The organism is Streptomyces sp. S.PB5 (assembly GCF_030403745.1).
GTDB lineage: Bacteria > Actinomycetota > Actinomycetes > Streptomycetales > Streptomycetaceae > Streptomyces.
In genome coordinates, this window is the sequence record NZ_JAQMWP010000022.1 from 14,744 (window position 1) to 38,410 (window position 23,667).

The 23,667-nt window shown below is 69.7% G+C and carries 16 protein-coding genes; 9 read left to right on the forward strand and 7 right to left on the reverse strand.

Annotation, left to right across the window (positions count from 1 at the left end):
- Positions 1-46: 46 nt before the first annotated feature.
- Positions 47-3,013 (reverse strand): M36 family metallopeptidase, encoded by a 2,967-nt coding sequence (locus PH203_RS40765; protein WP_289927047.1) that lies wholly within the window; start codon positions 3,011-3,013, stop codon positions 47-49.
- 252 nt (positions 3,014-3,265) lie between these two features.
- Here PH203_RS40765 and PH203_RS40770 point away from each other — a divergent pair, with 252 nt between their 5' ends.
- Positions 3,266-6,466, forward strand: a complete 3,201-nt coding sequence (locus PH203_RS40770) for a tetratricopeptide repeat protein (RefSeq protein ID WP_289927048.1) — start codon at positions 3,266-3,268, stop codon at positions 6,464-6,466.
- A 31-nt stretch (positions 6,467-6,497) separates the two neighbouring features.
- Here the strand turns inward: PH203_RS40770 and PH203_RS40775 are convergent, their stop codons facing one another.
- Together PH203_RS40775 and mca are read right to left on the reverse strand one after the other, a co-directional pair.
- Positions 6,498-6,761 (reverse strand): hypothetical protein, encoded by a 264-nt coding sequence (locus PH203_RS40775; protein WP_289927049.1) that lies wholly within the window; start codon positions 6,759-6,761, stop codon positions 6,498-6,500.
- A complete protein-coding gene (gene mca / locus PH203_RS40780; RefSeq protein WP_289927227.1) occupies positions 6,754-7,614 on the reverse strand; it encodes a mycothiol conjugate amidase Mca in 861 nt (286 codons plus the stop codon). The genes PH203_RS40775 and mca overlap by 8 nt, the downstream gene beginning before the upstream one ends.
- A gap of 127 nt (positions 7,615-7,741) precedes the next feature.
- On the opposite strand from mca, the gene PH203_RS40785 reads away from it, so the two are divergent.
- The 7 genes from PH203_RS40785 (at position 7,742) to PH203_RS40815 (ending at position 17,639) form a co-directional block, all read left to right on the forward strand.
- A complete protein-coding gene (locus PH203_RS40785; protein WP_289927050.1) occupies positions 7,742-8,140 on the forward strand; it encodes a DUF4307 domain-containing protein in 399 nt (132 codons plus the stop codon).
- A gap of 168 nt (positions 8,141-8,308) precedes the next feature.
- Positions 8,309-8,809 carry a transcription elongation factor GreA gene (gene greA, locus PH203_RS40790; protein ID WP_289927051.1) on the forward strand — a complete coding sequence of 167 codons (501 nt, stop codon included), beginning with the start codon at positions 8,309-8,311 and terminating at the stop codon, positions 8,807-8,809.
- A 141-nt stretch (positions 8,810-8,950) separates the two neighbouring features.
- Positions 8,951-10,984: a thioredoxin domain-containing protein gene (locus tag PH203_RS40795; protein WP_289927052.1), complete on the forward strand. Its 2,034-nt coding sequence runs from the start codon at positions 8,951-8,953 to the stop codon at positions 10,982-10,984.
- A gap of 160 nt (positions 10,985-11,144) precedes the next feature.
- Positions 11,145-12,413 carry a glycosyltransferase gene (locus tag PH203_RS40800; protein ID WP_289927055.1) on the forward strand — a complete coding sequence of 423 codons (1,269 nt, stop codon included), beginning with the start codon at positions 11,145-11,147 and terminating at the stop codon, positions 12,411-12,413.
- Entirely contained in the window at positions 12,410-14,029 is a 1,620-nt protein-coding gene (locus PH203_RS40805; RefSeq protein WP_289927057.1) for a phospholipid carrier-dependent glycosyltransferase, read from the forward strand. The genes PH203_RS40800 and PH203_RS40805 overlap by 4 nt, the downstream gene beginning before the upstream one ends.
- Entirely contained in the window at positions 14,026-15,231 is a 1,206-nt protein-coding gene (locus tag PH203_RS40810; RefSeq protein WP_289927059.1) for a glycosyltransferase family 2 protein, read from the forward strand. The genes PH203_RS40805 and PH203_RS40810 overlap by 4 nt, the downstream gene beginning before the upstream one ends.
- The gene (locus tag PH203_RS40815) at positions 15,228-17,639 is read left to right on the forward strand and encodes a galactose oxidase-like domain-containing protein (protein ID WP_289927061.1); all 2,412 of its coding nucleotides are present in this window, start codon (positions 15,228-15,230) and stop codon (positions 17,637-17,639) included. Before PH203_RS40810 ends, PH203_RS40815 begins: the two co-directional genes overlap by 4 nt.
- Here the strand turns inward: PH203_RS40815 and PH203_RS40820 are convergent.
- From PH203_RS40820 to PH203_RS40835, 4 genes are all read right to left on the reverse strand, one after another.
- Positions 17,636-18,361 (reverse strand): Mut7-C RNAse domain-containing protein, encoded by a 726-nt coding sequence (locus PH203_RS40820; protein ID WP_289927062.1) that lies wholly within the window; start codon positions 18,359-18,361, stop codon positions 17,636-17,638. The genes PH203_RS40815 and PH203_RS40820 overlap by 4 nt on opposite strands.
- Before the next feature lie 33 nt (positions 18,362-18,394).
- Complete coding sequence (locus PH203_RS40825; protein WP_289927064.1) at positions 18,395-19,033, reverse strand: TetR family transcriptional regulator; 639 nt, start codon at positions 19,031-19,033, stop codon at positions 18,395-18,397.
- 2 nt (positions 19,034-19,035) lie between these two features.
- Complete coding sequence (locus PH203_RS40830; protein ID WP_289927066.1) at positions 19,036-20,580, reverse strand: DHA2 family efflux MFS transporter permease subunit; 1,545 nt, start codon at positions 20,578-20,580, stop codon at positions 19,036-19,038.
- 116 nt (positions 20,581-20,696) lie between these two features.
- Positions 20,697-21,410, reverse strand: coding sequence for a hemolysin III family protein (locus PH203_RS40835; RefSeq protein WP_289927068.1), 714 nt, complete (start codon positions 21,408-21,410; stop codon positions 20,697-20,699).
- Between the two features lie 340 nt (positions 21,411-21,750).
- Here PH203_RS40835 and PH203_RS40840 point away from each other — a divergent pair, with 340 nt between their 5' ends.
- On the forward strand, positions 21,751-23,574 hold the full coding sequence (locus PH203_RS40840; protein WP_289927070.1) for a phosphoenolpyruvate carboxykinase (GTP): 1,824 nt from the start codon (positions 21,751-21,753) through the stop codon (positions 23,572-23,574).
- Positions 23,575-23,667 lie beyond the last annotated feature (93 nt).

Genomic DNA, 23,667 nt, shown 5'->3' on the forward strand with positions numbered 1-23,667 from the left:
TCCCGCAATCGGAACACCGCCCTCCGGCCTGCTGTTGCCGGGTCGGTCAGCCCTGGTGCGGTGTGCCGTGGACGACGAGCTCGGTCATGTCCATGAACCGGCAGCCCGAGGGACTGGAGTCCTTCGCGCAGTCCACGCCGTTGTCGACTGCCTGGTTGCCCAGCATCGTCATACGGACGTACCGGACGTTCTGCGTGGTGCCCGCGTCGAGGGCCACGGTGTTCTCCCGGCCGTTGTCGGCGGGAGTGAAGTGGCCCGTGGCGGCGGTCGCCCAGGTGGTGCCGTCGGTGGACGTCTCGACGCGGTAGTCCCCGAGGGACGCCGTCAGGTCGTCCGTGCATCCCGACGTCGGATTGACGCGCACCTCGCTGACGTCCACACCCTGGGGCAGCCGCACGGTGGTGTGGACCGGGTCGACCCCGGTGCCGTTGGTGCCGCCCTTGCCTTCCGAACCCCAGACGCTGCCCGTCATGTCGATCACAGCGGCGGGTCCGCAACCCCAGTCGCTGTAGTCGGGGCCGGTGAACTCCGCGATCTCCGCGCCGCCGGGGGCGGCCGACCAGTTCCGGCGCAGCGCCCAGTCGGCGGCAGCGGCGGAGACGGTGACCGTGCGGATCTGGGGCTCGTAACCGGCACCGGCGGCGTACACCTTCCGGTAGGTGCCCTCGGGCACATTGCGGATCGTGTACGTGCCGTCCGCCGCGCTCACGGCGGAGAAGTCCGCGCCGGGGAAGCCGGAGGAGTGGCCGCTGATGCTGACGGTGACCCCGCCGGCCGGCGTGCCGGTGGCGTCGTCGGTCACCTTGCCGGTGAGCGTGACCACCGGGGTGTCGGGGCCGGGCGGCAGGGAGAAGTCCTCGTCGGGCTGTACGTCGTCCCCCGTGAACGAGGCGGCGAACCAGCCCATGCCCCGGTGGGCGAAGACCTTCCAGATCCGGGAGTGGGCACGGCCGCCGTTGACCACGGTGTCGGCCTGCAGAATGGCGTTGCGCTGGTCGAGGAAGCTGGGGTTCGCGGGCGACAGCTCCATCGCCCGGGTGACGAGCGACTCGGTGAGCCTGCTGCCCAGGGCGTAGCGCAGGTCCCAGAGCGTCTCGCCCCAGATCTCGCCGTCGGAGTGCACCTGCGGACCGGTGGGCCAGATCTTCCCGAAGTCGCCGTAGGTGTAACCGCCCGCGCCCGCCTTGGTCGTTCCGGGGCAGGCCGCCGACGTGGAGCCGACCGGGCAGTCCATCGACTGGGTGCGCGCCGGCAGGTCGTCGGTCCAGCCCGGCGCGTCGAGGCTCACGTCGCCGTCGACGCGACGGTCGTCCTTCAACACGCCCTTGTTGTTGAGGAAGTCGAGGGCGTACCAGTCGCTCCACGCCTCACCCATGGCGCCCGACTGCGCGCTGGTGAGGGTGGAAACACCGTCGGCGTCCGTGACGAGCCGGTTGGACAGACCGTGCGTGTACTCGTGGTAGACGGTGGCGGCGTCGTCGCCGAAGTTGCCCTGCAGCACGTTGTGGTCCGGTATGGAACCGGTCAGGTACATCTGCATCGTGGGCGCCTGGCCGTCCGGCGGCGTAGCCATGTTGGCGTTGTTCAGGTGGCGTTCGTCGGGCAGCCCGTCCTTGAGGGCCGCGCCGTCGTCCGTCTGCGCCTGTACGGCGTCGCCGTCCCGGCTGTCGAAGTTGCCGGCGGCCCGCGTGAAGCCGATCGGAGCGGCTTCCAGGTGGTCGTGGAAGGTGCCGAGGAAGTAGTAGACCTGCGCGGCGTTCTGCTCGCGGTTGGTCTGCCAGGAGTTCGGCGTCTTCTGGTCCCACGAGCAGGGCAGCGGGGTGCCGCAGCCGGCACCGGTGAAGGGCTTGAACGGGAAGGAGAACGACCCGTCGGCCGCCGGGGTCACCTCCTCGCCCGGGTCCACCTTGTTGTTGCCGTTGACGTCGCTGAAGACGTGCGCCACCGACCCGTTGAGGGTCTGGGCGTCCTTGGGGAGCCAGCCCGGGGCGGTCAGATCCCGGGTGCGCTGCTTGCCGCCGGACCGGGCACCCGGGTACTGGTCCCAGACCAGCACCTTGCCGGTACGCCGGAGCGGGCCGGTGACGGAGGACAGGCCGGCGGCCCGCTCCGCGCGCGTGCCGGCGCCCTCGGCGCCTTCGGGTCCCTCGGCTGTCAGGTCGGAGGACAGGTTCTGCCGGTAGAGGACCCGTTGGGTGGCCGCGTCGACGACGTGCAGCCACATGCCCTGGCCGTCCGGTGAGGTGACCGTCCGCCACGCACGTCGGGCCGCGCCGCCCGGCGCCGTGAACACGACCTGCTTGGCGCTGTCCGAGCCGCCGCCGCTGGCGTCCGCGCCGCCCGCGATGTCGCGAACGGCGATGCGCCGGGCTTGAGTTCCGGTGATCCGCGCGGGAGCCAGCGCGGACGGCAGCCCCCGCACCGGGGAGCCCAGCACACTGATCAGCCGTCCGTCACGGGCGACGTTCGCCTTGACGCCGTTGCCGAACACCGGGACACCGTCGACCGACTGGACGAAGGACAGGTGCCGTATCCCGGCGACGTCGGTGTACTGCTTGCGCAGGGTGAGTCCTCGAACCTGGTCCGCGGAGAGCCCGAACACATCGGGGTGCGCCCGCAGATACTGCCGGGCGATGTCCTCCGGGTCGGCTCCACTGGCCGACGTCAGGTACCCGTCGAGCCGGGCGACCTGGCGTGCGGTCCCGGTGGCCGGGTCCAGTTCGAGCACGCCCTGCGCTCCGAGCTGCCCTCGCAACTTCCGTACGCCGGGCCGCTTTTCGGCCTGCGTCAGCCGGGCGTCGCTCCGTGCCAGCGACTGCTGCGAGGGTATGAGTGGCGTGCTGTCGCCCGCCGGAGAGCCCGCCGGGGAGCCCGAGTCGGCCGCGGGGCGGCCCGCCGGATCGCCCGGGGCCGCGTTCGCGCCGCCGGGCAGCAAAGCGACGGCCAGCGAAAGGCCGGCCGTCGCGGTGAATATGGTCGCGCGCGTTCTGCGCCCGAAGGAGGCTTTCGCCATGGTGCGCCCTCATGGGGGAGAGGTCCAACGGCCGCGATGGAGCGGCCGAGTCGTACGCCTCAACTTCCCAGGGCGCCCAGCGCGGTTGGAAGGCTGAAAGTTCAAGATTCACAGGAGGCTCACAGGTCCCGGGAATAACGTCACCCCTGGTTAACGTGTGCCCGACCGGTCGTGATCGCGGCCCTCTCGCGCTCACGCCCCTCCCGAAGGACACTCATAAGCAAAGGAGTTGTCACCGGAGGGGGACGGGACATGCGGGACAGCCATCGGGTGGACGCCGAGCGGCTGTTGGCCCGGGCCGTGGAGGAGGAGGTGCGGCGCTCCGGCGGGCGTACCGACGGGCCGGTGCTGATGGCGCGGGGGCGGGGTGCGCTGGATGCCATGGCGCAGAGCGCCGCGGAGGAGTACGAGGCCTATACGCGCGCTCTGGACGAAGCAGCGGCCGGGCAGCTGACGTTCGGGCAGCGGTATGCGAAGGAGGGCGGCGGGACTCCGCTGATGGTCGCGGGAGTCGCCGCGCTCGCGGCCGTCGTGACCGACCTGGTGCTCGGGACCGGCACGGGCACGGCGCTGGGTGCCGGCGCGGCCGTCGGAGTGGCGGGTGCCGCGGCGACGGTGGTGAAGGTCGCCGGTGCGCATCTGCCGGCGGCGCATCATCAGGCGGGCGCGGTGGGCCAGCCGGGCGGCCCCGAGCAGTTGCGGCTGGCGTGGCTGGCGGCCCTGGAGGTGCGCGGCATCCGGCCGTTCCTCGATCAGCAGCGGGTGCTGAGCGCCTCGACGGGGCCGAAGAAGACGGGGCCGCGGCTGAAGGGGGCCGACAAGAGCGCGGCGGCGCGCGGGCGGAGTGTGCTGCAGCAGTCGTTCGGTCAACTCCCCGACCCGGTGGCCGCGTTCGCGGGGCGCCGGCAGGAGCTGGGGCGGATCCGGCAGTGGGTGCAGGCGGCCAGGGCCAGTACGGAGACCCGGCCCACCGTCGTCGTACTGCACGGCCCGTCCGGCAGCGGGCGTTCGGCGCTCGCGCTGCACGCGGCCCATGATCTGAAGGACTACTTCCGTGGCGCGTGTGTGGTGGATCTGCGCGGCGACAGTCCGGAGGATTCGCCGCTGTCGACGCGGGACGCGCTGCTGCACCTGCTGAACCGGCTGGGGGCGCCCCGTGAGCAGCTGCTGTTCCGTGAGCGGTCCTCGCCGGACCAGCAGGTCAAGCGGCTCGGCGAGCTCTACCACCAGCATCTGACGGGGCTGCCGGTGACGATCGTCCTCGACGACGCCTCCGACCCCGAGCAGGTTCGCACGCTCGTCCCGGAGCGCTCGGACAGCCTGGTCCTGGTCACCGCCCGCACCGCTCTGGACCTGCCCGCCGATCTGCCGGCGTGGGTGCACCAGCTGCCGGTCGAGTCGCTGGACGCGGCGGGCGCGGAGGAGCTGCTGGGCGCGGCCGCGCAGGACGCGACGGGTCCGTACGACGCCGAATCCACGGACCGGATCAGGGAGTTGTGCGGCGGGCTGCCGCTGGCGCTGCGGATCGCGGGCTCGTCCCTCGGGCCCCGCTCACCGCGCGCACTGGCCTCGGACCTGGGTGCGTACGGTCCGGTCGAGCCGATCGAGCGGGTGCTGTGGCTGCGCTACACCGACCAGTCGGACCCGGCCCGCCGGCTGCTGCGGCGCCTCGCGCTCGCGGGCCGGGCGTCCCTGGGTGCCGCGGCGGCCGCGGCCCTGCTCGCCACCGATCAGGCGGAGGCGCGGCGGCAGTTGGTCGCGCTGGCCCGGGCGGGCCTGATCGACCAGGTCCGCGGCGACCGGTACCGGCTGCACGACCTGGTGCGCGCCTTCGCCCAGGCCCGTCTCCTGGACGAGGAGGAACCGGCGGAGCGCACGGCGGCGCAGGAACGTCTCATCGTGAACTACGCCGAGCTCGCGGACTCGGTGCTGCGCCTGGTCGACGGGAACATGTCGACCCGCTCGGACCGCTTCAGCCCGCACGGCTTCACCTCCCTGGACGAGGCGCTGCGCTGGCTCGACGACGAGTCGAGCTTCATCACCTCGACCCTGCGGCACGCGGAGGGCGTCAACCAGGGTGCGGTGCTGAATCTGCTGGGCGCCCTGTGCGACTACTGCCTCCTGCGTGGCGACCTCTACCGGCTGGGCGAGATCAGCGAGCTGGCGCAGGCCGTGGACCAGGGTCTGCTGGTCCGCTCGGTGCAGTGGCGCACGGGCATCGCGGCCCGTCAGCTGGGCGAGCTGGACAAGGCCCGTACGACCCTGACCTCCGTCGTCGAGCTGTACATGGAGGCCCATCACGACGCGGGCACGGCCCGCGCGCTCTGCTCGCTCGGCATCACCCTGCACCACCAGGGCAATCTGACGGAGGCCGCGACGAAGCTCCACGAGGCCCTGGAGCTGCAGTCGGTCCCCGAGCTGGCGACGGACCGCGCCTGGACGATGCACGCGCTGGCGGCGGTGGAACGTGACCGGGCGCGGGTGGCGAAGGCCCTGGAGCTGCTCACCCAGTCCCTGGTCCTGCACCGCGCCGGCGAGTCAGTGCACGGCGAGGCCTGGGCCCACTTCCAGCTCGGCCAGCTGGGTCTGCGCATGGGCGACGTCCCGCGCGCGGAGGCCGAGCTGCGCACCGCCCTGGATCTGTACGGCCGTACCCGCGACGCCCGCGGCGAGGCCTGGGCCCTGACCCAGCTGGCCCGCGCCCGGCTGGTCGCCGGTGACCCCTCTCCGGCGGTGGACGGTCTGCGCCAGGCGGCCTCACGGCACCGCGACAACGAGGACGCGCGCGGCGAGGCATGGACGGTGTACTACCTGGGCCAGGCCCTGGAGGAGACGGGCAACCTGGATCTGGCGGTCCGCGAACTGGAGCGCTCGCGCACGATGTTCTCCCGTATGCGCGACGTCTACGGCCTGGCCTGCGCCCGGCACCACTCGGCCCGGGTGACCCGCGACCAGCGGGCGGCCCAGACGGGCTCGCTGCGCAACTCGGGCTTCGCCCGCCAGCTCCTGGTGGATGCCCGGGCGGACTTCCAGCGCATCGGCGTGGGCCACGGCGAGGCGTGGACCTGCCTGGAACTGGCGGTCGTGGACGCCGGCAACGCCCGCACCCAGCAGGCGCTGACCCTGTGCGACGAGGCGCTCGACCTGTTCACCTCGTACGCCGACCGCCGCGGCGAGGACTGGGCCCGCTTCCTGCGCTGCACCCTCCTGCCGTACGCGGCTCCGGGCGGTGTCGAGGTCGGTACGGCCGTGGCGCAGGAGGAACTGTCGCGGCTGTCCCGCGCGGGCCATGCCCTGCGGGACGAGAAGCTGGACGACTACGTCGAGGCGTACCAGCTTCTGCTGGAGCGCGGGGTGAACCTGGAGGCGGGCTGGCAGGCCTGGCGGCTCGGCATGGTGCCGAACCGGCATGCCCGGGAGGTGATGGGGGTGGCGGTACCGGCCAAGGGCTGACCGCCGGCCACCCCCGCCGTACCCCGGGGCGTCAGCTCTGGGCGGCCTTGGATCCGGCGGCCTTGGTGTCGGCGGCGGACTCCTCGGCCCCGGACTCCGGGGCCGAGGACTCCTTGAAGTCGACCCTGCCCAGTTGCCGGTTCAGGGACTTCATCAGGCCCCACACCGCCAGCGCCATCACCGCGAAGACGATGAAACCGAGGACACCGGGGGTGACCTTGTCCTCGTCCACCTCCTTGGCGAGGGTCGCGAAGTGCGTCATTGCCAGGCTCACGCTTGCGCTCATGTCAGGCATTGTCCCGGATGCCCGCGAAGAGGTCGTCCTCGGGGAGGGAGGTATCGACGAGGGACTTCGCGAGCTCGTACTCCTCCGTCGGCCAGACCTCCTTCTGGATCTCCAGCGGGACCTTGAACCAGCCGCCGTCGGGGTCGATCTGAGTGGCGTGCGCGATCAGCGCCTTGTCGCGGATCTCGTAGAAGTCGGCGCACGGGATGTGCGTGGTCAGCGTCCGCTCGGTGCGCTCGATCTCGTTCCAGCGCTTGAGCCACTCCCCGTACGGCGACTCCAGGCCCCGCTCCAGCATCGCGTTGTGCAGCGCCTCGGTGCGCTGCCGGTTGAAGCCCTGGTTGTAGTAGAGCTTCTGCGGCTGGTACGCCGGGCCGAACTCCGCCTCCGGGTACTTCTCGGTGTCCGCCGCGCCCTCGAACGCCACCATCGAGATCTTGTGGGTCATGATGTGGTCGGGGTGCGGGTAGCCGCCGTTCTCGTCGTACGTCGTGATGACCTGGGGACGGAACGAGCGGATCTTCCGGACGAGCTCACCGGAGGCCTTGTCGACGTCCTCCAGGGCGAAGCAGCCCTCGGGGAGCGGGGGCAGCGGGTCGCCCTCGGGCAGGCCGGAGTCGACGAAGCCGAGCCACTCCTGCTTGATGCCGAGGATCTCGCGGGCCTCGTCCATCTCCTTCTTGCGTACCTCGTGGATGTGCTCCTCGATGTACTTGTCGCCCTGCAGCTTCGGATTGAGGATGGAGCCGCGCTCCCCGCCCGTGCAGGTCACGACCAGCACGTCCACCCCCTCGGACACGTACTTCGCCATGGTGGCCGCGCCCTTGCTCGACTCGTCGTCGGGGTGGGCGTGAACGGCCATCAGTCGCAGCTGGTCAGTCAAGACTCAATCCTTGTTAAGTCGGCGCCCCGGTGTCTTCTGAGGCGATCGGCGGCTTCTATAGTGACCGAATCGGGGGGCGAATAATTCCGGGGTCCGGAGGACGATCATGAGTACGGCGAGCACGAGGCTGCCCGAGGGTCGATACGGCCGTTCCTCGGACGAGCGCGCCGACCACAAGCTCAAGATCGCCGGTGCCGTGCTCGGGGCCCTGTTCCTGGCCTTGCTGGGTTATTTCGCCTGGCACTACGTCGGCCAGAACAAGATCAGCGCCGAGGTCATCACCTTCGAGCAGGGCCAGGACTCGGTGAAGGTGCATCTGGAGGTCCGCAAGGACGCCGGCGCCTCCGGCTACTGCACGATCCGCTCCCAGGCGGAGAACGGCGCCGAGGTCGGCCGGGCCGACTTCCGCTTCGACGGGGACGCCACCCGCATCGACAAGGTCGTCACCCTGCGCACGACGTCACCGGGCACCACGGCCGAGCTCCTGGGCTGTCACGCCGACTGACGTCATCCTCATTACGTAGGCGCTGACCTGCATTGACGTAATTCTGATGGCTTATGTCCTCCCCCTACGGCCGCTGAATTGTTAGGCTCGTGGTTTCGCCCATCCGTGAAGGAACATTCTTCTGGGTAGGGCGATGCTTTGTATTCCCAGTACCTACGAGGAGCACCTGTGACCCAGACCAGCGAAGACGTCACCTGGCTTACGCAGGAGGCGTACACCAAGCTCAAGGAAGAGCTGGCGTACCTGTCTGGTCCCGCGCGCGAGGAAGTCACCGCGAAGATCGCGGCCGCGCGCGAGGAGGGCGACCTGCGCGAGAACGGCGGTTACCACGCGGCCAAGGAGGAGCAGGGCAAGCAGGAGCTCCGTATCCGCCAGCTGACCCAGCTCCTGGAGAAGGCCAAGGTCGGCGAGGCCCCGGCGTCCGCCGATGGTGCGGTGGCGCCCGGCATGGTCGTGACGATCGCCTTCGACGGCGACGAGGACGACACGATGACCTTCCTGCTGGCCTCTCGCGAGTACGCCAGCTCCGAGATCGAGACCTACTCGCCGCAGTCCCCGCTGGGCTCCGGGGTGATCGGTCACAAGGTCGGCGAGGACGCGGAGTACGAGCTGCCGAACGGCAGGAAGGCTTCCGTGAAGATCCTCAAGGCTGAGCCCTACAGCGCCTGATTCCTTCTCTTCGGCGGACCCCCGGCGCCTTTCGGCGCCGGGGGTTTCGTCATGCCGTCGCCGAGCGGTACTTCCACCGGCTGTGACGCATGCTGGTGGCGTGGGTGCGTGTGCGTTGCGACGTGCGCAAGGATGGGGTGCATGCCGAACCGACTGGCGCATGAGACGTCCCCGTACCTCCTCCAGCACGCCGACAACCCCGTCGACTGGTGGCCCTGGTCGGAAGCGGCCTTTGCTGAGGCACGACGTCGAGACGTTCCGGTGCACCTGAGCGTCGGGTATTCCAGCTGCCATTGGTGCCATGTGCTAGCTCGGGAAAGTTTCGAAGACGAAGCAGTCGCCACCTACATGAACGCCCACTTCGTCAACATCAAGGTCGACCGCGAGGAGCGCCCCGACGTCGACGCCGTCTACATGGAGGCCGTCCAGGCCGCCACCGGGCAGGGCGGCTGGCCCATGACGGTGTTCCTCACCCCGGACGCCGAGCCCTTCTACTTCGGGACGTACTTCCCGCCCGAGCCCCGGCACGGCATGCCCTCCTTCCGGCAGGTACTGGAAGGCGTGAGCACCGCCTGGGCCGACCGCCGCGACGAGGTCGCCGAGGTCGCCGGGAAGATCGTGCGGGATCTCGCGGGACGGGAGATCGGTTACGGCGACACGCAGGCTCCGGGGCAGGAGGAGCTCGGGGCGGCACTGCTCGGGCTCACCCGGGAGTACGACCCGCAGCGCGGCGGGTTCGGCGGGGCGCCGAAGTTCCCGCCGTCCATGGTCGTCGAGTTCCTGCTGCGCCACCATGCGCGGACCGGCTCCGAGGGCGCGCTGCAGATGGCGCAGGACACCTGTGAGCGGATGGCTCGCGGTGGGATCTACGACCAGCTCGGGGGCGGGTTCGCGCGGTACTCCGTCGACCGGGAGTGGGTGGTCCCGCATTTCGAGAAGATGCTCTACGACAACGCCCTTCTCTGCCGCGTCTACGCCCACCTCTGGCGCTCAACCGGCTCCGAGCTGGCCCGCCGCGTAGCCCTGGAGACCGCCGACTTCATGGTCCGCGAACTCCGTACCAACGAGGGCGGTTTCGCCTCCGCGCTCGACGCCGACAGCGACGACGGGACCGGCAAGCATGTCGAAGGGGCCTACTACGCCTGGACGCCCGCGCAGTTGACCGAGGTTCTCGGAGCCGAGGACGCCGAGCTCGCCGCTCACCACTTCGGTGTCACCGAGGAGGGGACCTTCGAGGAAGGAGCCTCGGTTCTCCAACTTCCGCAGCACGAGGGCGTGTTCGACGCCGCGAAGATCGAGTCCGTACGATCCCGGCTCCTCGACGCCCGTGGTCGGCGCCCCGCCCCCGGCCGGGACGACAAGGTGGTCGCCGCCTGGAACGGGCTCGCGATCGCCGCGCTCGCCGAGACCGGGGCCTACTTCGACCGGCCCGACCTCGTCGAGGCCGCGGTCGGGGCCGCCGACCTCCTCGTACGGCTGCACATGGATGAGCAGGCGCGGCTCTCGCGTACCAGCAAGGACGGTCATGTCGGGGCCAACGCGGGGGTGTTGGAGGACTACGCGGATGTGGCGGAGGGGTTCCTCGCGCTGGCCTCCGTCACCGGGGAGGGGGTCTGGCTGGAGTTCGCCGGGTTCCTGCTCGACCATGTGCTCGCCCGGTTCGTGGACGAGGAGTCCGGTGCGCTGTTCGACACCGCCTCCGACGCCGAGCAGTTGATCCGCCGGCCCCAGGATCCCACCGACAACGCCGTCCCCTCGGGGTGGACCGCGGCCGCCGGGGCGCTGCTCTCCTACGCCGCTCAGACCGGTGCCGAACCTCATCGTGCCGCCGCCGAACGGGCGTTGGGGGTCGTCAAGGCGCTCGGGCCGCGGGTGCCGCGGTTCATCGGGTGGGGGCTCGCCGTGGCGGAGGCGCTGCTCGACGGGCCGCGGGAGGTCGCGGTCGTCGGGCCCTCGCTCGACGACCCGGGGACGAGGGCCCTGCACCGTACGGCACTTCTCGGTACCGCCCCTGGTGCCGTCGTCGCGGTCGGTACACCGGGGAGCGATGAACTGCCGCTGCTCGCCGACCGGCCCCTCGTCGGTGGTGAACCGGCCGCGTATGTCTGTCGTAACTTCACGTGTGACGCCCCGACAACCGACCTTGATCGGTTGAGTACGGTGCTGAGCAGCTGAACTCGAAGTTAACGCCAGAAGTCACCACACTCCCGCGAAACATACTATTTATCGGAAGACCTCTCGCACTTCACAGATCTTCCCTAACCTCTCCACAGTGACGTGACAGCGGCGACCCGGCTGTCACGACAGGGGGCTTTGGGATCTGGGGGGATCTTTCTTGTTGACGTCTGTCCTTATTGCTGCTGTCTCGCTGGCCTTGTTCTGGATGGCGGCGTTCACCTTGTGGTGGCAGATGCACGCGTGGCGTACGCCCGAAGTGCTCGCGTCCACCCGGTTCAGCAGGCCGGACGGGGGCGAGCACGTGTCGTTCTCGCTCCTGCTGCCCGCGCGGCACGAACAGGCCGTGCTGGACCACACCATCCAGCGGCTGCTGGAGTCCAGCCACACCGACTTCGAGATCATCGTGATCGTCGGGCACGACGACCCGGAGACCGCCGAGGTCGCCGAGCGGGCCGCCGCTCGCGACTCGCGCGTCCGGGTCGTCGTCGACACCCACGAGAAGAAGAACAAGCCGAAGGCCATGAACACGGCGCTGCCGCACTGCCGCGGCGATGTCGTCGGGGTCTTCGACGCCGAGGACCAGGTGCACCCCGAGCTGCTCGCGCATGTCGACCACGCGTTCCGGACCACCGGCGCCGATGTCGTCCAGGGCGGGGTGCAGCTCATCAACTTCCACTCCAGCTGGTACAGCCTGCGCAACTGCCTGGAGTACTTCTTCTGGTTCCGGTCGCGGCTCCATCTGCACGCGCAGAAGGGGTTCATCCCGCTCGGCGGCAACACCGTCTTCGTACGGACGGACACCCTCAGGGAAGCCGACGGCTGGGATCCCGACTGCCTCGCCGAGGACTGCGACCTGGGCGTCCGGCTGTCGTCCGTCGGGAAGAAGGTCGTCGTCGCCTACGACTCCGACATGGTGACCCGCGAGGAGACCCCGGGCTCGCTGATGTCCCTGCTCAAGCAGCGGACCCGCTGGAACCAGGGGTTCCTGCAGGTCTACCGGAAGAAGGACTGGAAGCAACTCCCCGGATTCAGCCAGCGGTTGCTCGCCCGGTACACCCTCATGACGCCGTTCATGCAGGCCTTCACCGGCGTCATCATCCCGCTCAACGCGGCGGTCGCGCTCTTCCTCGACGTGCCTGTCGGCATCGCCTTCATCACCTTCCTGCCGGCCGTCACCGCGCTCGTCACGTTCGTCTTCGAGATCGTCGGACTGCACGACTTCGGCAAGCAGTACGGCCTTCGCGTCCGCTTCGTCCACTACCTCAAGCTCATCGTGGGCGGCCCCTTCTACCAGGTGCTCCTCGCCGGGGCCGCCGTCCGCGCCGTATGGCGCGAACAACGCGGCCGGAACGACTGGGAGTTGACCACTCATGTCGGTGCGCATCTGAACAAGACCCCGGCGATCCGAGAGGACGTCCCTGCGTGACCTCCACCCTCCCCGCGGTGACCACTGCCAAGGTCCCCGCGCAGCGGCAGCCTGTGTCTGAAACCGGTTCGACCGACCGAACACGCCCGTCGAGACGGCCCGACCTCCTCCTGTGCGGCGCGCTTCTCATCGCGATCCTCACCGTCCAGGGCTGGAACATCGCCGACTACCCGACCCTCAGCGACGACGAGGGCACCTACCTCGCCCAGGCCTGGGCCGTCCAGGAGGGCAGGGGCCTCGCCCACTACACCTACTGGTACGACCACCCGCCGCTCGGCTGGATCCAGATAGCCGTCCTGACCTGGATACCGAAGCTGCTGAGCCCCGAGTCGATGACCGTCGGCTCGATGCGCGCCGTCATGCTGCTGATCAGCGGGATCAGCGCGGTCCTCGTATACGTGCTCGGCCGCCGTCTCTCCCTGCCGCGCTGGGCGGCCGGGCTCGGCATGGCCCTGTTCGGCCTCTCCCCGCTCTCCGTCGTCCTGCAGCGGGAGATCTTCCTCGACAACCTCGCGGTGATGTGGACGCTCCTGGCGTTCACCCTCGCCGCCTCCCCGAGCCGTCATCTCTGGCACCACTTCGGGGCGGGCATCGCGGCCGCGACGGCGGTGCTCACCAAGGAGACGATGCTCGTCGTCCTGCCAGCACTCCTGCTCACCATGTGGCGCCACAGCCACAAGGACACCCGCAAGTTCGCCCTCACCGGCGCGATCACGGCATGCACCCTGATCGGCTTCGCCTACCCCCTGTTCGCCCTGCTCAAGGGCGAGTTGCTGCCGGGCGGCGGCCATGTCTCGCTCTGGGACGGCGTCAAGTACCAGATGACCAGGCCCGGTTCGGGCTTCATCCTCGACCAGGGATCGGGCTCGTACGGCGTCCTGCAGTCCTGGCTCTACTACGACCGTGTCCTGCCCCTCGGCGGACTCTTCGGCGCGCTGCTCCTGCTCGCCACCTGGCGCTGGTCGGTCACCGCCCGCGCGCTGGCCGGACCGGCCCTGACGGTCGCGATCCTCGCCGCGCTCGCCCTGCGCCCCAACGGCTATCTGCCCGCGATGTACGTCATCCAGGCACTGCCCTTCCTGGCGCTGGTCCTCGCCGGAGGCACCGCCTCCGTCGCCCACGCCGTCCTGCACAAGAGCCGCCGGCTGCACCAGGGCGGCCGGTACGCCCTCGCCGCCGTCCTCGCGATCTCCGCGGGCGCCTATGTCGTACCGCGCTGGTACGACGGTGACCGCACCGCCGTGACCGCCGACGCCAACGCGCCTTACCAGGCGGCCTCCAAGTGGCTGGCGACCGAGGTGGAGGACCCGGGGCGGACACGGGTACTCGTGGACGACGCGCTGTGGCTGGACCTGGTGCACGCCGGGTACCGGCCCGGGCTCGGCGTCATCTGGTTCTACAAGGCCGATCTCGACCCGGCGGTGACCAAGACGATGCCTCGCGGCTGGAAGGACCTCGACTATGTCGTGGCCTCCCCGACCGTACGGCGCGACGCGGCCGATCTGCCGAACGTGAAGGCGGCCATCCAGCACTCGACACCGGTCGCCGTCTTCGGCACCGGCGCGGACCGGATCGAGATCCGGCAGATCGAAACGGCCTCCGGAGGCGCCCGATGACCCACGAGTACACCGCTCCCGTCCCGGACGTACGGCCGACCGAGATCCCCGAGCCGGGCGCGGTCACCATCGTCGTCCCGACGTTCAACGAGTCCGCGAACATCCGCCAACTGCTGCGCCAGATCACCGAGTCGGTGCCGACGCGGCTGCCCTGTGAGGTCGTCTTCGTCGACGACTCCACCGACGACACCCCCGAGGTCATCCAGGAGGCCGCGAAGGACTGCCCGTTCCCGGTGACCGTGCTGCACCGGGAGGAGCCGGTCGGCGGGCTCGGCGGGGCGGTCGTGGAGGGGATGAAGGCGGCGACGTCCGACTGGATCGTCGTCATGGACGGCGACTGCCAGCATCCACCGTCCCTGGTGCCGGAGTTGGTGGCGACGGGGGAGCGGGCGAACGCCGGGCTCGTGGTCGCCTCCCGGTACATCAAGGGCGGCAGCCGGGCCGGGCTCGCCGGGAGTTACCGGGTGGCAGTGTCCCGTGGGGCGACCTGGCTGACGAAGTCCCTGTTCCCGCGCCGGCTGCACGGCATCAGCGACCCGATGAGCGGCTTCTTCGCGATCCGGCGCAGCGACATCACGGCCGACGCCCTCAAGCCCCTCGGCTACAAGATCCTCCTCGAACTCGCCGTCCGCAGCCGCCCCCGTGCGGTCACCGAGGTGCCCTTCGTCTTCCAGGACCGGTTCGCGGGCGAGTCCAAGTCCAGCGCCCAGGAGGGCTTCCGCTTCCTGCGCCACCTGGTGGGTCTGCGCACGGCCTCGCCGGTCGCGCGCATGGTCGGCTTCGGGCTGATCGGCGCGACCGGCTTCGTGCCCAACCTGCTCGGTCTGTACGTCCTGACCCTCCTCGGCATGCACTACGTACCGGCCGAGATCCTCGCCAACCAGCTCGGTGTCGCCTGGAACTTCCTGCTCATCGAGCATCTGCTGTTCCGCGACCGCCGTTTCCACCGGCGCTGGTGGGACCGCGCAGGACGGTTCGCGCTGCTCGCCAACGCGGATCTGGTGCTGCGGATCCCGCTGATCGCGCTGTTCGTGCACCGGTTCGGGATGGGTGTGCTGTCCGCCACCGCGCTCGCGCTGGTGACGACGTTCGTCCTGCGCTTCGTAGGGACCGAGGCGCTGGTCTATCTGCCCCGCAGGGGGCGTACCGCAAGCCGTACAGCACGTCGTGCAGCAAGTCGTACAGCAAGGAGAGCCGTGTGAGCCGACACCGTAGAAGAACCGCCTTGCTGGGGGTGGGCGCCCTCACCGCGGGGCTGCTCCTCTCCACGCCCCAGTCCGCCTCCGCCGCCAACCTCATCAAGAACCCGGGCTTCGAGACCGCCGGCACCGACGGCATGCCGTACTGCTGGGAGAAGTCCGGCTGGGGCGACAACGACTTCACGTTCACCCACACCTCGGACGCCCACTCCGGCTCCAAGGCCATGAAGGTCGAGCTGACCCGCCGGGTCGACGGCGACCGCAAGGCGCTGATCACCGAGTCCGCGACGTGCGCGCCGAACGTCACCGTGGGCAAGCAGTACGACCTGGGGCTCTGGTACAAGTCGACCACCCCGGACACCTCCATCACGGTCTTCCGGCACGACACGACGGCGGGCTGGCAGTACTGGACCGACCTCAAGACACTGCCGATGGCGGGCGGTTGGACCGAGGCCACGGTCCGCACCCCGGAAGTGCCCACCGGCACCGACCGGATCTCCTGGGGCGTCTCCGTGTACGGCACCGGCTCCGCGACCACCGACGACTACACGATGGAACAGGTCGCCGACCCGCTCCCGCCCGCGCAGTGCACCGGCACGCCCGATCAGTGCGCCAACGGCCGCTGGGACGTGCTGCCCACGCAGAACCCGGTCCGCTCCATGCACTCCGTCGTCCTCAACAACGGCAAGGTGCTGCTGATCGCGGGCTCCGGCAACAGCGAGGAGCAGTTCAACGCGGGCACCTTCACCTCGGCCGTCTACAACCCGGCCACCGGCACCTACAAGATCGTCCCCACCCCGAAGGACATGTTCTGCGCCGGGCACGTCCAGCTCCAGGACGGGCGCGTGCTGGTGATGAGCGGGAACAAGGCGTACCCGGTCCCCGGCGGGCACGGCTACGAGGGGTACAAGGACTCGTACATCTTCGACCCGGTCACCGAGACCTACAGCAAGACCAACGACATGAACGACGGCCACTGGTATCCGTCGGCGACGATCCTCGGCAACGGTGACGTCATCTCGTTCGGCGGGCTGCGCGAGGACTCCACCGGTTCGGTGACCGCCGAGCTGTGGTCGGACGCCGAGAAGAAGTGGCTGGAGCTCTGGAAGGTCAACCAGACCTGGTCGTACTGGGGTCTGTACCCGTCGATGATCCTGATGCAGGACGGGCGGCTCTTCTACTCGGGCAGCCATGTCTTCGGCAACAACATCCCGGGCACCGGCTCCGCGATCTACGACTACAACGCCAACACCGTCACCCAGGTGCCGGGCCTGCAGAACAAGGACGAGCGCGACCAGTCCGCGAGCGTGCTGCTGCCGCCGGCGCAGGACCAGAGGGTCCTCACCCTCGGCGGCGGCAACATCGACTCCAACCCGGACGGCAACCGGCTCACCGACGTCATCGACCTCAAGCAGGCCAATCCGTCGTATGTCGCCGGTCCGCCGATCCCGCAGGGCACGGTCGACCTCGGCAACGGCAAGGTCCCCCAGACCGGCAACCAGGGCAAGATGTACGTCTCCGCCGTACTGCTGCCGGACGGCAAGGTGCTGGAGACGGGCGGCGCGCTGCACAACCGGGCCGATCCGGTCTTCGAGTCCTCGCTCTACGACCCGGAGACCGGCACCTTCGACCCGGTGGCCGCCGACCCCCAGGCCCGCGGCTACCACTCCTCGGCGTTCCTGCTGCCCGACGGCCGGGTGATGACCACCGGTGACAACCCGGGCAACGGCACCTGGAACCACAACGTGTCGATCTACACCCCGCCCTATCTCTTCAAGGGCACGCGTCCGTCGATCACCTCGGTCATCGACACCGAGTGGACCTACGGCGACACCCAGCGGATCACCGTCGACCGGCCCATCGCCAAGGCCGAGTTGATCCGTCCGGCCGCGGTCACGCACTCCTCGGACCCGAACCAGCGGTTCGTGGACCTGCCGCTGTCGGTGGACGGCAACAACGTCGACCTGAACGTGACGAGCAACCCCAACCTGGCCCCGCCCGGCTGGTACATGCTCTTCGCGGTCGATGCCAACGGGGTGCCGTCGGTCGCCAAGTGGGTTCATCTGCAAGGGCCTTCGGCCCTGAACGCGACCTCCGGAGAAGCCCCCTCGGCGCACGTCCACGACTTCGCCGACGACCTCTCCGGCAAGGTGACCAAGCCCGGCAAGAAGCGGACCTCGCAGCAGGTCAGCCCCACGGTCTCCGGCTGCGACCGGCACTACGGCTCGATCAACGTCTGCGTGCCGACCGACTTCCCGCCGACCGTGAAGGCCACCACCAAGGCCCGCTGCGACTGGCTGAAGAAGAACGACTACGGCCGCCTGAAGGTCAACGGCAAGGACGACCCGCTGCGGCTGGACCGCAACGGGGACGGAATCGCCTGCGGAAAGGCGGACTTGAGGAAGGGTTAACCGGCGAACTCCGCCAGGGCGCGCTCCACGATGGCTTCCAGCTGTTCGTGGTGCGCGCCCTTCCAGTACGCGCGCCCGCAGTCCGTGCACTGCGCGAACACGTCGTACGACCGGTGTGTGCCGCCCGCCAGCTGGTCGGCGACCTCCTCCTTGGTGGCCTGGCGGAGCAGTCCGTTGCAGGCGGTGCAGCGCGTCCAGGGCTTCAGCTCGGGCCTGAACCGATCGAGGATGTCCCGGAGTTGGTCCTCGGGGCGGGTGCTGTAGACGTAGGCCCCTGACCACAGTTCGCGGCGGCGCAGCAGGCCGCGGTCGCGGCTGAGCATGACCCGCCGCTCGGCGGCGGAGAGCGCGGCGAGGGCCGGGTCCCCGAGGTCCGTCGACTCGTACGCGGTGTCCACGCCGAGCAGCCGCAGCCGGCGGGCGAGGGTGCCGAGGTGGACGTCGAGGAGGAAGCGCAGGGGAGCGCCGGGCACCCGCTGGGGGCGGTCGACGTCCCGTACGGACACGGAGTCGCCGGCGGCGGGGACGTACGACCTCGGGACCTCGCGGCCGTCCACGACGAGCGTGCCGACCTCGGTCAGCGGGACGCCGAGGGACTCGACGACATGGCCGAGGGTCGAGACGCCGTCGGTGGTGAGCGCGGTGGCGCCCCGGCGGCGTTCGTGCGGGACGAACAGGGCCAGACTGGGGGCGAATTCGACGTGGATCTCCGGTCCGTTCACCCGGTCAGGATGTCACGCGGGCGGCCCGTGGCCTCAGGATTTCCGGACGGGGAGGCCGTGTGCCAGGACGTCCATCGTGCGGTCGACGAGGTCGGCGAGGTCGTCCTGGAAGTCGTTCTCGGCCCAGTACTCGGAGATCTCCGCGAGGCCGCTGATGAGGGACATCGTGTGGACGCGGACCTCCAGGCTGTCCTTGTCCCAGCCGGTGCGCCGGGCGACGCCCTCGGCGAGCATGCGGCTGGTGACCGCGATGTGCTCCCGCATCCGCGACCGGACCGCGGGGACCTGGACGAGCAGCTGTGAGCGCAGCCGGGTGACCTCGGGTTCCTGTTCGAGCCCGAAGACGATGGCCTTCTTCATCACGTGCCGCAGCGAGTCCGGCCACGGCTCGTCCGCCGGACGCTCGCTCAGTTCCTTGAGGAGGATCGGGTCGTACTCGTCCGTGAGCACGATGTCCTCCTTGGTCGGGAAGTAGCGGAAGACCGTGGACGGCGACACCTCGGCGCGCTCGGCGATCTGCTCGACGGTGGTGGCGTCGTAGCCCTGCTCCTTGATCAGGGCGTACGTCGCGTCGCGGATCGCCGTCCGGGTCTTGATCTTCTTCCGCTCACGAAGTCCCAGCTGGGAGCCGTCGTCGAGGCGGAGGGGGCGTGCGGGTGTCATGCGGTTCATTGTCAGGCATCGGCGTGCTCGGCAGCCATGTCCGGGGTGTCCGCGCTCTTGTCGTCCTTCCGTGCGCCCGGCAGGAACGCCGCCGCGAGCAGGGCCGCTACGAGGGAGGCGGCGCCGCACACCAGCATGACGACGCCCATGCCGTGGACGTAGGCGCTGTTCGCGGAGGCGAGCAGTTCCGCCGAGCCCGCCTTGTCGGCGACGAGGTGGGCGGCGACCACGGACTCCCCGGCGGTGTCGGCGGCCTGGGCGGGCAGTCCGGTGACGTCGAGCCGGTCCCGGAAGGTGCTCGCGAGGAGGCTGCCGAGCAGGGCGATACCGATCGCGCCGCCGACCTGGCGCAGCGTCATCAGCAGTCCGGAGCCGCTGCCGGCGCGGTCGCGGGGCAGGGCACCGAGGGCACCGGCCATGGCGGGCATGAGGGAGAAGCCGAAGCCGACGCCGGTGATGGCGAGCCACAGCGCGGTGAAGCCGTAGCCGGAGTCCACCGTCGTACGGCTGGCCAGGAACGCGGCGAAGGCGAGGACGACCAGGCCGGCGCTGACCGTGGCGCGGGCGCCGAAGCGGGTCGCGGCCTGCGGGGCGGTGCGGGAGGCGAGCAGGATGCCGCCCATCATCGGGAGCAGCCGGATGCCGGTGCCGAGGGCGTCGTTGCCGAGGACGGCCTGGAGGTAGGGCGGCAGCACGAACAGCAGCCCTGACAGGACGAACATCACCAGGGTCGCGGCGACGGTGTTGAAGAGGAAGCCGCGGTGGGCGAGGAGGGTCATGTCGAGCATGGGGCGCTCGGCCCGGCGCTCGCGCAGGACCAGGGCGGTGATCAGGGCGACGGAGGCGGCGAACATGGCGAGGACCAGGGTGTCGCCCCAGCCGCGGGTGGGCGCCTCGATGATCGCGTAGATCAGGGCGCCGAGTCCGGTCGCGGTGAGCGCGGTGGCGATGGTGTCGACCCTGGGGGAGGCGGGGTCACGGGTCTCGGGGAGCAGGAAGACGCAGGCGGCGATGCCGAGTGCGGCCATCGGGACGTTGACCAGGAAGACCGAGCCCCACCAGAAGTGGTTGAGCAGCCAGCCGCCGATGATCGGGCCGAGCGGCAGGCCGAGCGCGGAGGCGGCGGAGACGATCGCGGTCGCCTTCGGCTGTTCGTCGCGGGCGAAGAGCGTGGGCAGCACGGAGAGTGCGAGCGGGGTGATGAGGGCCGCGCCGACGCCCATCGCGGCCCGGGCGGCGATCACCGCGGTCACATCCCCGGCGAGCGCGCCGAAGAGGGAGCCGGCGAGGAACACGACGAGCCCGGTGACCAGCATCCGGCGGCGGCCGAAGCGGTCGCCGAGGAGGCCTGCGGGGAGCATCAGCGCGGCGAAGACGATGACGTACGCGTCCGCCATCCACTGCTGTTCGCCGGTGGTGGCGCCGAGGTCGGCGGCCATGGTGGGCAGGGCGACGTTGAGGATCGTGGTGTCGAAGCCGAGGGTCAGCATGCTGGCGACGAGGGCGCCGAGGGCCCACCAGCGGCGGGGATCGGGGGCAGAAGTGGAAGTATCCATGAAATGAGAGTAGCTCTCAAAAAGTAGTTCCTGTCAACTGGTGTCTGCCTGCACGCTGCCCGCACACCAAAAAGGGCCACGGCTTGAAGCCGTGGCCCTGAAGAGCGGTGTTTCGGTTATGCGTGCTGGTACGCCACCAGCGAGATCCCCACGTAGTGGACCGTGAACGCCGCCAGCGTGAACGAGTGGAAGACCTCGTGGAAGCCGAAGAAGCGCGGGGAGGGGTTCGGGCGCTTGAGGCCGTAGATCACGCCGCCCGCGCTGTAGAGCAGACCGCCGACGATCACCAGGACCAGGACCGCGATACCGCCGGTGCGCATGAAGTCCGGGAGGAAGAAGACCGCCGCCCAGCCCATCGCGATGTAGCAGGGGGTGTAGAGCCAGCGCGGGGCGCCCACCCAGAACACCCGGAAGATGATTCCGGCCAGCGCGGCACCCCAGATGCCCCACAGCAGCCACTGCCCCTTGGCGCCCGGCAGGAGGAGCAGGGTCAGCGGGGTGTAGGTGCCGGCGATGATCAGAAAGATGTTGGCGTGATCCAGTCGGCGCAGCACGCCGTCCATGCGCGGGCTCCAGTTGCCGCGGTGGTACAGGGCGCTGACGCCGAACAGCAGGCAGGCCGTCAGGGCGAAGATTCCGCAGGCGATGCGGCCCCGGCTGGAGTCGGCGAGGGCGGTGAGCACCAGGCCGGAGATGAGCACGGCCGGGAACATGCCGAGATGCAGCCAGCCCCGGAGCTTGGGCTTGATCTCTTGCGACAGGGAGAGCGCGACGGGACGGCGGCCGGTGGCGGGCGAGTCCAGAGGCGTGTCGGAGGCGGACGCAGTCATGTCCGGCATCGTACCTACGGAACCGTAAGTTGCGGATGAGTGCAGCCTGAATACCGGACGAGAGTGGCCATCATCTCACGGGAGTTGACGCTTCGGGCGGGGGTCAAGGAATCGTCAAGCGAATCCAAAGTGCACGGTTGGCAACACCCTGACGACACGCAGTCACGTGGCAATCCTCACTCCGCTCAAGTGTGAGGCCTTCTGGACAGATGGGCACTCGGGACGGATGATCAGATGAGTGCGGTCGGCACCGGATGAGCGCCAGGAGATCCCTCATGAAGCATCCGGGCCGCAGCCCCCACGGGGCCTCCAACAAAAAATCCCTCACCTAGGAGCAATCGTGGCGCGCGACATCGCGGCTCCCCCCGTCATCCCCACCAAGCACCAGGAACTGATCTCGTGGGTGAACGAGATCGCAGAGCTGACCCAGCCGGACAACGTGGTCTGGTGTGACGGATCCGAGTCCGAGTACGAGCGCCTGTGCGAGGAGCTCGTCGCGAAGGGCACCTTCAAGAAGCTCGACCCGATCAAGCGCCCCAACTCCTACTACGCGGCCTCCGACCCGACCGACGTCGCGCGCGTCGAGGACCGCACCTTCATCTGCTCCGAGAAGGAGGAGGACGCGGGCCCGACCAACCACTGGAAGGCCCCCGCCGAGATGCGGGACATCTTCCAGGGCGAGAACGGTGTCTTCCGCGGCTCGATGAAGGGCCGGACGATGTACGTCGTCCCGTTCTGCATGGGCCCCCTCGGCTCCGACCTCTCCGCCATCGGCGTCGAGATCACCGACTCGGCCTACGTCGCCGTCTCCATGCGCACCATGACCCGTATGGGCCAGCCGGTCCTCGACGAGCTCGGCTCCGACGGCTTCTTCGTCAAGGCCGTGCACACCCTCGGCGCGCCCCTCGCGGAGGGCGAGGCGGACGTCCCGTGGCCGTGCAACAGCACGAAGTACATCTCGCACTTCCCCGAGAGCCGCGAGATCTGGTCCTACGGCTCCGGCTACGGCGGCAACGCCCTGCTCGGCAAGAAGTGCTACGCCCTGCGCATCGCCTCCGTCATGGCCCGCGACGAGGGCTGGCTCGCCGAGCACATGCTGATCCTCAAGCTCACCCCGCCGCAGGGCGCGCCCAAGTACGTCGCCGCCGCCTTCCCGTCCGCCTGCGGCAAGACCAACCTCGCGATGCTGGAGCCCACGATCTCCGGCTGGACCGTCGAGACGATCGGCGACGACATCGCCTGGATGCGCTTCGGCGAGGACGGCCGTCTGTACGCGATCAACCCCGAGGCCGGCTTCTTCGGCGTCGCGCCCGGCACCGGTGAGCACACCAACGCCAACGCGATGAAGACCCTGTGGGGCAACTCGGTCTTCACCAACGTGGCGCTGACCGACGACAACGACATCTGGTGGGAGGGCATGACGGAGGAGACTCCCGCCCACCTCACCGACTGGAAGGGCAACGACTGGACGCCGGACAGCGAGACCCCGGCCGCCCACCCCAACGCCCGCTTCACCGTCCCCGCCTCGCAGTGCCCGATCATCGCGCACGAGTGGGAGGACCCCAAGGGCGTGCCGATCTCCGCGATCCTCTTCGGCGGCCGCCGCGCCACCGCCGTACCGCTGGTGACGGAGTCCTTCGACTGGAACCACGGCGTCTTCCTCGGCGCCAACGTGGCCTCCGAGAAGACCGCCGCCGCCGAGGGCAAGGTCGGCGAGCTGCGCCGCGACCCCTTCGCCATGCTGCCGTTCTGCGGCTACAACATGGGCGACTACATGGGCCACTGGGTCGACGTCGCCAAGGACAAGGACGCCTCGAAGCTCCCGAAGATCTACTACGTCAACTGGTTCCGCAAGAACGACGAGGGCAAGTTCGTCTGGCCCGGCTTCGGCGAGAACAGCCGCGTCCTGAAGTGGATCGTGGAGCGCCTCGACGGCAAGGCCGAGGGCGTCAAGACCCCGATCGGCGTACTCCCCGCCAAGGGTGCGCTGGACACCAAGGGCCTCGAACTCTCCGAGTCCGACCTGGACTTCCTCCTCACCGTCGACAAGGAGGTCTGGCGCGAGGAGGCCGCGCTCGTCCCCGAGCACCTCAACACCTTCGGTGAGCACACCCCGAAGGAGCTGTGGGACGAGTACCGGGCGCTGGTGGAGCGCCTCGGCTGATCCCGCCGGTCCCTGCGAAGGATCACCCGTAAGACTCCGCGGCCGGTTTGGGATGTGCCCTGACCAGCGATCGTCACGGCCGGCCGCGGTGTG